Here is a 6,622-nt window from a genome sequence, read left to right on the forward strand (position 1 = left end):
ACAAGGCGGGGCCAACGGGCATATGACGCTCGCCTTCGCCTACGGGGAGCCCGCCCCGCACACCGGTCTGCGTACCACCACCACGACCAGCCCAGACGGCGAAGTGCATCGCTACCTCATCGACGCGGCGTACCGCGTGGTGCAGAGCATCGACCCGCTGGGCGCGGTGACCAGGTCCGCGTACGACGCCCGTGGCCGACTGGTCTCCCTCACCGATCCGCTGGACCGCACCACTGCGTTCGGACGCGATGATGAGGGCAGGCTGGTTTCCGTCGTCCGCCCAGACGGCAAGGAACTGAGCTCCCAGTACGACGAGGCGGGGCGCCCCGTCCTGCACACCAAGGCCGACCGCACCACATGGCGCTTCACCTACGACGAGCGGGGCAACCGCACCTCCCTCACCGGGCCTGTCGGGGGGACGACCCGATACGTCTACGGCGCCTCGGGCGAGGTCACCTCCGTCACCGATCCGGCCGGATCCACCACGCGGATCCGCTGCGACCGCGCGGGCCTGCCGGTCGAGATCACCGACCCGCTCGGCGCGGTCACCCGGTACGAACGGGATCCCTTCGGCCGCGCGATGCGCATCACGGACCCGCTCGGAAACACCACGACGCTGCAATGGACTCCGGAGGGCCGACTCGCGCGGCGCACCGAACCCGATGCCACCTCCCAGTCCTGGGAGTACGACGGCGAGGGCAACTGTGTCCGGCACACCGACGCGCTCGGCGGAACCACGACCTTCGAGTACGGCGACTTCGATCTACCGACGGCCCGTACCGGCCCGGACGGCGTCCGCTACACCTTCGTCCACGACGCTCGGCTCCGCCTGACGGAGGTGGTCAATCCGCACGGGCTCAGCTGGCGGTACGCCTACGACGCCGCCGGCCGGCCGGAATCGGAGACCGACTTCGACGGCCGCACCGTGCGGTACGTCCACGACGCGGCCGGGCGGCTGATCACGCGGGCCAACGCCGCGGGCCAAACGGTCCGCACGGAGTACGACGTCCTCGACAACCGCACCCTCAAGGACGCGGACGGCATCGTCACCCGATACGAGTACGACTACTCGGACCGCCTGGCGTCGATCACCGGGCCCACAAGCACCCTGACGTACCTGCGCGACCGTTTCGGGCGCATCCGCGAGGAGGTCGCCGACGGACGGCCCCTCACCCGTGTGTACGACGAGCTGAGCCGCGTCGTCGCGCGGACCACGCCCTCCGGGGCGACCGCGCATTGGACGTACGACGCGGCCGGCCGCCGCACGGGCCTGACCACCTCCGGGCGTCGCATCGGCTTCGAGCGGGACGCGCTGGGCCGCGAGACGGACCGCCGTATCGGTGACGCGGTGACGCTGGACTTCGCGCGCGACGCGCTCGGCCGCCTGGTGGACCAGCGGGTGATCGGTTCGGACGGCCGGCTGCTGCAGCGGCGCGGCTACGCCTACCGGGCCGACGGCTACCTGGTGGGCGTCGAAGACGAGCTTGCGGGCGCCCGGACGTACGAGCTGGACCCGGTGGGTCGGGTCACCGCGGTGAGTGCCGCGGGCTGGAGCGAGCGATACGCCTACGACGCCGCGGGCAACCAGACGCAGGCCTCGTGGCCCGTCGGCCACCCGGGCGGCTCCGACGCCACCGGGCCGCGCACCTACGAGGGGATGCGGCTCGTCGGCGCCGGCCGGGTCCGCTACGAGTGCGACGACGCCGGCCGGATCACCCTCCGCCGGCGCACCCAGCTCTCACGCAAGCCCAACACCTGGCGCTACGCGTGGGACGCCGAGGACCGCCTCACGGCCGTCACCACCCCCGACGGGACCCTGTGGCGCTACGCGTACGACGCACTCGGCCGCCGCAGCGCCAAGCGGCGCATGGCGGCGGACGGCGTCACCGTTGCGGAGGAGACCGTCTTCGTCTGGGACGGCATGACCCTGTGCGAGCAGACGACCACCACCCCGGACCAACCGCACACCGTCACCCTCACCTGGGACCACGACGGCCTCCAGCCCTTGGCCCAGACCGAGAAACTGACCGACACGGACGGCAGTGAGATCGACAGCCGGTTCTTCGCCATCGTCACCGACCTGATCGGTACGCCGACCGAGCTCGTCGACGAGGCGGGCGCGATCGCCTGGCGCACCCGCAGCACCCTGTGGGGCACCACGACCTGGAACACCGAAGCGGACGCCTACACACCGCTCCGCTTCCCCGGCCAGTACTTCGACCCCGAGACGGGTCTGCACTACAACTGCTTCCGCTACTACGACCCCGAAACCGCCCGTTACCTCTCGGTCGACCCCCTCGGCCTCGGACCCGCCCCCAACGCATCCACGTACGTCCCGAACCCGCTGATGTGGGCAGACGTACTCGGACTGGCCCCGGACGACTGCCCTCCGAAGGTGGGCCGTGACAGGAACGAGGCCAGGGCTCAGGCACTGCGCGACGCCGGCGTCCCCGAGGGCCAGGAACCGTGGCACGTGGACGACTGGGTAAGTGCGACGAAGCCCGACTGGCAAGGTGGCGGACAGCTGATGGGACCGGACCATCAGCCGATCTTCTACAGGGAGGAGTGGTACGAGCTGCCGAACGGCGACGTCGTCATCTACCAAGATCACTGGTTCGGCCACCAGCAGCCGGGGCAGCCCGGGTATCAGCCCCCGCACGTGCACGTTCGACCAGGGGACGACCCCCGCAACGGTGTCATCGACGGCGCAGAGGCACACTATTACTATGACTTGGACTGATCTCGTAGTGAACCCGGACCTCCAGTCGCACTACGACGAGGTTCCGGACCTGACAGGCGTTCGACTGCGCTCGGTGCATGTGGACGGTTGGGACCCGACCGTTACGTTGCGGCTCGACCTGCCGAGATTTCCCGATCACTGGCAAGGCGGCCCGGGTGACACCATGCAGTGCCACATTCAGTTCTACATGGTCCAGGACTTCCGCATGGAAGGGTGGCAGCCTCCGGTCACGGCGGACGTCGCACTGCGTGCACTGCCCGAACACCGACTGGCGGTGGACGTGACCGGCCCGGGTGTCACCGTTTCGTTCACGTCGAACGCGTCGCTCAAGGCGGGCAGAATCAGTGTCTTCACGCCGGATGCGGATGGTAGCGACAGAGGTCGGCACAACTTCTCCCGGCCGTTCGAAACGAAGCTCTACCCGACCGTGCCCCCGACGTACGTCAACACCTTCTATGAGCGTGTGTGAAATGACAGATTCAATCGATTGGCCGGAGCTGCGGACCTTGTACGGCACGCCCGTACCTGATCTGAGCACCTGTCAGTTCTTCTACCTGCACATCGACGAGCGCGACACCTCGGTGACGTTCGGCTTCGAGACTCAGCAGCTTCCACGGCACCCGAAGCCGGAGTGGGCGGAGAAGGCGTACAACACGCTGCGCTTCTGGATCGAGTTCACCGGTGTGACAGACCTCCAGCTGTGCGGCATCCAGGCGGAGGCGGAACGTTCGGTCCAGATCACCGGCGGCGACGCATCCGGCTCCCTTCACGTCTCGGTGCGCAGCAGCACCCGCTCGATGGCCTTCACCGCCGCTGCTTCTCGGATCTCACACACCCGGGTCTATCTGCAGGGACCGGTGTAGCGGGCGCTGCCGCCGGTACACCGCTACAGCGGATAGTCGTTGCGCCAGGGGGCGTCCAGCTCGTCGGGGTCGACGCCGAGTCCGGTGACGGCCCTGTCGACTTCTTCGATCGTCGGGAACGTGCCCAGGTTCCGCCGCGTAATGGATTCCTCGCCGAAGCACGCACTGTCATCCGCCAGGTGTTCGGGAATCTCCACCGTGAAGACCATGAATCCGCCGTCCACGGGATAGACGGCGACCCAGGCGACTCGCCCCGGCTCGTTCGCCACAACACGGGCCGTGATGCCCGCCTTCGTCATAGTCAGACGATTTGCCGCCTGCATGCGCATTTCTTTACCTCTCTCCCCAGAATATTCGAATGATTTCGCCACCGTACTGAGATTTCGGGAAAGTGTGGACTTGGAGGTGGGGGAGGTCCCCGTCCCGATTGTTCGCACCGTGCCCCAGAACGCGGCCGTCCTCTCCGAGTTTGTCGTCCCAATGATACGTACCGCCCTTGTCGCCGAAGTACTGGCGCGTCCCCTTTCCATCGAAGCCTTCGGCGTTTCGGTATCCGTCGCCGAGGAACTTCCCGAGCAGGATCTCTTCCGCCTCGGCTCGCGATTTCACGTATATCGAGGTCTGCCCGTTGTCGATGTCCCGCACCGCGCGGGAGACATTGCCGCTCGACCACGGGATGTCGTACGGCTTGAGGCCCAACGGGTCCGACCACACGTGAGGGTTGTGGACGTAGGTCGTCGGGTTGGGGGCGGGGGCCAGACCTAGCGGGTCCGGGGAGAGGTAACGAGCCGTTTCGGGGTCGTAGATGCGGAAGTAGTTGTGGTGGAAGCCCGTTTCAGGGTCGAAGTACTGGCCCGGGAAGCGCAGTGGTGTGTACGCCGTCGCATCGCGGTTCCAGGTGGTGGTGCCCCACAGGGCGGACCGGGTGTGCCAGGCGATCTCGCCGTCCTCGGCGACGAGTTCCTTCGGCGTGCCGATCAGGTCCGTGACGATCGCGAAGAAGCGTTCATCGACACCGTTGGTCTCGGTCTGCGTCAGCGGGTGCACGCCGACGTGAGTCCAGGTCACCGTGACCGGGTTACTGGTCTGCTCGCACAGGGCGGAGCCGTCCCAGGTGAAGACCGTCTCCTCGGCCACCGAACCGTCTGTGGCCAGCCGGTGCTTGGCAATCCGGCGGGACAGCGCGTCGTAGACATACCGCCAGACCGTGCCGTCCGGGGTCACCACCCCGGTCAGCCTGTCCTCAGCGTCCCACTCGTACCGCCAGGTGTCCGGCTTGCGCGACAGCCTCGCCTTCTGGCGCAGGACGGTCCGGCCCAGGGCGTCGTGCTCGTACCGGATTCCACCCGCGTTCGCGATACGGGTTCCCGTATAACTGCGGGAGCCCCGTGCCGCCGCTCCCGGGTGGTGGTTGGGCCAGGTGGCCGCGATCTGGTTGCCCACGGCATCGTACGCGTACTGCTCTTCCCACGACGGGCCGTGGACTGCGGTGACCCGCGCCGCCTCATCGAGCGTGAAAGTGCACGGGCCCGCCAGCAGATCGTCGAGGGCGGTCAGGGCCCCGTCGGCCCGGTAGGCGTAGCCGCGCCGCTGCAGCGTGCGGCCGTCACGGGTCACCAGGTGCTGGTCCGTGGGCCGCCCCAGCTCGTCGTAAGCGTGGGTGAGGGTGAGCACCCCTGCGATCGTGCGGGAGACCTCCTGACCGGCAGCGTCATAGCCGAAGCCGATCGTACGGCCGGAGGCGGTGAGGGACGATCGGCGGCCCGCCGCATCATAGGTCCAGGTTGCCGTCGCCCCCGACGGAGTCGTACGGCTGACCCGGCGGCCCAGAACGTCGTACGCGTAGGTGATCGTCCGGCCATTGACCGTCTCGGACACAACACGGCCGTGCCGGTCGCGCAGCCATGTGATCGTCGCCTTCGGCGACGAGGCGACGGCGAGTTGGTCGGAGGCGTCGTACTCGAAGGCGATGGTGCCATCCATCGTGGTCTTCCGGGTGACTTGGCCGAGCATGTTGTACTCGTACGTGACGGCCTCGCCCAGAGCATTCGTACAGGCGGTCAGCCGGCCCGCCGGGTCGTAGGCGTAGCTCTGCGCGCGGTCGTCGAAGTCCGACCGGCGCAGGAGGCGGCCCGCCGGATCGTATGTGTAGGTCCAGGTCAGCCCGTCAGGATCGGTGACCCCCGTCATCCGCAGTCCGGCATCGTGAGAGAACTCGTACCGTGCACCGTCCGGTGCGGTGCGGGCGACCAGCAGATCGAAGTCGCCGTACTCGTAGGACGTCGTCGCGTTTGCCCGGTCCGTGTGCGTGAGACGGTTGCCCTCGCCGTCGTACGTCCATGACTCCGTGGCACCGTCCGGGTACTGCCGGCGTGTCAGGCGGCCCTCGACCGTCCAGGTCTGGTGTGTGGTCCGGCCGAGCGGGTCGGTCAAGGCGACGGGACGGCCGAAGGAGTCCCGCTCGTACGACGTGTTCGCGCCCAGCGGCTCCGTGATGGTGAGCGGCAGCCCGGCTGCGTTGCAGGAGATCCAGGTGACCTTGCCCAGCGCGTCGGTCACCGAGGTCGGGTGGCCGAACTCGTTGTGGCCGAAGTGGGTCGTGGCACCGTCCGCGGACGTCGTCGACAGCAGGTTGCCGCGTTCGTCGAAGGTCTGCCGGACCGATGTGCCGTCCGGCCGAGTCAGCTTCACCGGCAGGCCGAGCTCGTTGTATTCAGCACGGCTCGACCGTCCGTCCGGACGGGTCACCGACTTCAGACGGCTCTGCTCGTCGTACGTGCACGTTGTCGTCAGACCCAGGGGATCGGTGCGTGTGAGGAGGCGACCGTTGCGGTCGTACGTGAAGCGGGTCGTCGCGCCCAGCGGGTCCGTCTCCGCGATCACGCGGAACCGACGGTCGATGCGGTAGCGGGTGGCGTGCCCCTCAGCCGTGGTGAGCGTTGTGGTGCGGTGGCCCGTGGCCGGGTCCGGGTCGGAGTACGCGAGGGTCAGCGCGAGGTGGCCGCCGCTTCCCTCCTCG

The 6,622-nt window shown here is 68.2% G+C and carries 5 protein-coding genes; 3 read left to right on the top strand and 2 right to left on the bottom strand.

Translation table 11 applies throughout. The features are described 5' to 3' along the window. From AB0O53_RS38215 to AB0O53_RS38225, 3 genes are all read left to right on the top strand, one after another. Positions 1 to 2,740 (top strand): RHS repeat-associated core domain-containing protein (locus AB0O53_RS38215; RefSeq protein ID WP_365201822.1); only part of this gene is annotated, 2,740 nt, incomplete at its 5' end. A 7-nt stretch (positions 2,741 to 2,747) separates the two neighbouring features. Continuing rightward, positions 2,748 to 3,209 carry an Imm50 family immunity protein gene (locus AB0O53_RS38220; RefSeq protein WP_351002195.1) on the top strand — a complete coding sequence of 154 codons (462 nt, stop codon included), beginning with the start codon at positions 2,748 to 2,750 and terminating at the stop codon, positions 3,207 to 3,209. Position 3,210: 1 nt separating this feature from the next. Further along, a complete protein-coding gene (locus tag AB0O53_RS38225; protein ID WP_351002197.1) occupies positions 3,211 to 3,603 on the top strand; it encodes an Imm50 family immunity protein in 393 nt (130 codons plus the stop codon). Between the two features lie 23 nt (positions 3,604 to 3,626). On the opposite strand, the gene AB0O53_RS38230 is transcribed toward AB0O53_RS38225, so the two are convergent. Both AB0O53_RS38230 and AB0O53_RS38235 read right to left on the bottom strand, forming a co-directional pair. Then, positions 3,627 to 3,932 carry a hypothetical protein gene (locus AB0O53_RS38230; protein ID WP_365201826.1) on the bottom strand — a complete coding sequence of 102 codons (306 nt, stop codon included), beginning with the start codon at positions 3,930 to 3,932 and terminating at the stop codon, positions 3,627 to 3,629. A gap of 4 nt (positions 3,933 to 3,936) precedes the next feature. Beyond that, positions 3,937 to 6,622: RHS repeat-associated core domain-containing protein (locus tag AB0O53_RS38235; RefSeq protein WP_351002201.1), on the bottom strand; the 2,686-nt coding region annotated here is incomplete at its 5' end.

Origin of the sequence: Streptomyces erythrochromogenes (genome assembly GCF_040684695.1) — a bacterium.
In the GTDB taxonomy this organism is placed as follows: Bacteria; Actinomycetota; Actinomycetes; order Streptomycetales; family Streptomycetaceae; genus Streptomyces; species Streptomyces erythrochromogenes_C.

Coding starts and splice junctions, on each gene's coding strand:
- AB0O53_RS38230 (WP_365201826.1), bottom strand. CDS start 3,932: ATGCGCATGCAGGCGGCAAATCGTCTGACTATGACGAAGGCGGGCATC.
- AB0O53_RS38225 (WP_351002197.1), top strand. CDS start 3,211: ATGACAGATTCAATCGATTGGCCGGAGCTGCGGACCTTGTACGGCACG.